At 63.9% G+C, this 2,169-nt stretch carries 2 protein-coding genes and 1 pseudogene; 1 reads left to right on the forward strand and 2 read right to left on the reverse strand.

The window, feature by feature from the left end; genetic code table 11:
• Positions 1–50: 50 nt before the first annotated feature.
• Positions 51–683, reverse strand: a complete 633-nt coding sequence (locus AC1DWI_RS20515) for an ANTAR domain-containing response regulator (RefSeq protein ID WP_477671583.1) — start codon at positions 681–683, stop codon at positions 51–53.
• A 239-nt stretch (positions 684–922) separates the two neighbouring features.
• Between AC1DWI_RS20515 and tsaD the strand changes: the two genes are divergently transcribed.
• Positions 923–1,966 (forward strand): tRNA (adenosine(37)-N6)-threonylcarbamoyltransferase complex transferase subunit TsaD, encoded by a 1,044-nt coding sequence (gene tsaD / locus AC1DWI_RS20520; RefSeq protein ID WP_477725614.1) that lies wholly within the window; start codon positions 923–925, stop codon positions 1,964–1,966.
• A 98-nt stretch (positions 1,967–2,064) separates the two neighbouring features.
• Here tsaD and AC1DWI_RS20525 read toward each other — a convergent pair.
• Positions 2,065–2,169, reverse strand: a pseudogene (locus tag AC1DWI_RS20525) (Hsp20/alpha crystallin family protein); the annotation flags it as partial.

A 2,169-nucleotide genomic window follows, 5' to 3' on the forward strand; every position in this document is an offset into this window, starting at 1 on the left:
GTATTTGTGCGGTGCACCAATTGAGGGTTACCTGAGATCAGGCCCGGGATTTATCCCAGCAAATCCAGGGCGTCGAGCATGCGCTGGGCGACTTCGCCCAGCCGCAGGCCCTTATCCATCGCTGCCTTGCGCAGCTTTTCGAAGGCGGCCTGTTCGGTCAGGCCCTGGCGCTGCATCAGCATGCCCTTGGCCCGGTCTATGACTTTTCGGTCATGCAGCTCTGTTTTGGCGTGTGCCAGTTCCTTGCGCAGGCCCTGCTCGTGCTCAAAGCGCGCCATGGCCACGTCCAGGATAGGCCGAATGCGGTCCGGGGAGAGGCCGGCCACTACATAGGCCGACACGCCGGCGGCGACGGCATCCTTCACGTGGCTGGTGTCGTTGTCGTTGGTGAACAGCACGATGGGCCGACGGGCGTCCCGCGTCGCCATCACCACATGCTCCAGCGAATCGCGGGCCTCGCTTTCGGCGTCCACGATGATCATGTCGGGTTGCAGTTGCGCCAGGCGCTCGTCCAGGAAGGTATCGGCCGGGAGCACCGCGACGATGTTGTAACCGTTTTCCAGCAATCCGATGCGCAGCTGGCGCGAGCGCTCGGCCAGCTCCCGCGCATGGTCGTCATCGGACACGGACTCCAGCAGGTCCGGGGCGATGATGACAAGGCGCAGGGATTGGGACGGCGTCATGCAGGATTTAGTGCAAGAAACGTGCCCCCACGGTCATTCACTGCGTGTAACTCCTTACCTCCCCGAGGGGTCTGCCCGCCCTCCGGCCCGGCAAAGCCGGTTCCAGGGCTCATGCTGGGTTGAGGAGGGGCTCAACCAGCGGGAGCCGCGGGACTGGCTTTGCCAGACCGCAGGCACCGCCCCCTTGAGGGGGCAGGCTACACGTAGTGAGCCTGAACGGGGGGCTTTACACTCGAAGGATGAGAGTCTTGGGAATCGAATCGAGTTGCGATGAAACCGGTGTGGCGCTGGTGGATGCCAGCGGCAGTGGCGTGCCGCGCCTGCTGTCGCACGCCTTGTTCAGCCAGATCGACATGCACCAGGCTTATGGTGGTGTGGTGCCTGAGCTGGCGAGCCGGGACCATATCCGGCGTGTCTTGCCTTTGACGCATCAGGTGATGGCCGAGGCGGGCAGCAGCCTGGCGCAAGTGGATGTGGTGGCGTATACACGCGGCCCTGGGCTTGCGGGTGCGCTGCTGGTGGGGGCGGGTGTTGCTTGCTCGCTGGCGGCGGCGCTGGGCAAGCCTGCGATGGGTGTGCATCACCTGGAAGGGCATTTGCTGTCGCCCTTTCTGAGCGCCGACCCGCCCGAGTTTCCTTTTGTGGCGCTGCTGGTGTCTGGCGGCCATACCCAGCTGATGCGGGTGGACCGGGTCGGCAGTTACGAATTGCTCGGTGAAACCATTGACGATGCGGCAGGTGAGGCTTTTGACAAGTCGGCCAAGCTGATGGGCTTGCCTTATCCCGGCGGGCCCCATCTGTCGAAGCTGGCTGAGCACGGCGACTGCGCGGCCTTCAAGTTGCCGCGACCCTTGCTGCACAGTGGTGACCTGGATTTTTCATTTGCCGGGCTCAAAACCGCAGTGCTGACTCAGGCCAAAAAATTGGGTGCGGAGCTGGACAGCCGCAAGGCCGACCTCGCGGCATCCACGCAGGCGGCGATCGTGGAGGTATTGGTGAAAAAATCACTGGCCGCCATGGCGCAAACCGGGCTCAAACGCCTGGTGGTGGCGGGCGGCGTGGGCRCCAATGCGCTGCTGCGAAGCCAGCTCAATGCCGTGTGCAAGCAACGCGGTATTCGTGTGCATTACCCGGAACTGCATTTGTGCACCGACAACGGCGCCATGATTGCGCTGGCGGCCGGCATGCGGCTGCAGGCGGGGCTTGAAACGCTTCAGCGCGACTACACGTTTGATGTGAAGCCGCGCTGGAGTTTGACCCCCACGGTCGCTCGCGCCGCGTAGTTCCCCGTCCCCCCGAGGGGGCCGCTGCGCCTGCGGCCCGGCAAAGCCGGTTCCACGGCCCCGGCTGGCAGGGACGGCTAACCGGCTTTGGTCGGTGGTTACTGGATGTCGAGGTGGGTGACGTTGCTGACAGGGACTTTTTTGCCCAGTGTCAGGGTCAACACGCCGTTTTCCAGTTTGGCGCTGCTGTTGGCGGTATCGAT

The sequence above is a fragment of the Polaromonas sp. P3_C2 genome (genome assembly GCF_056402675.1).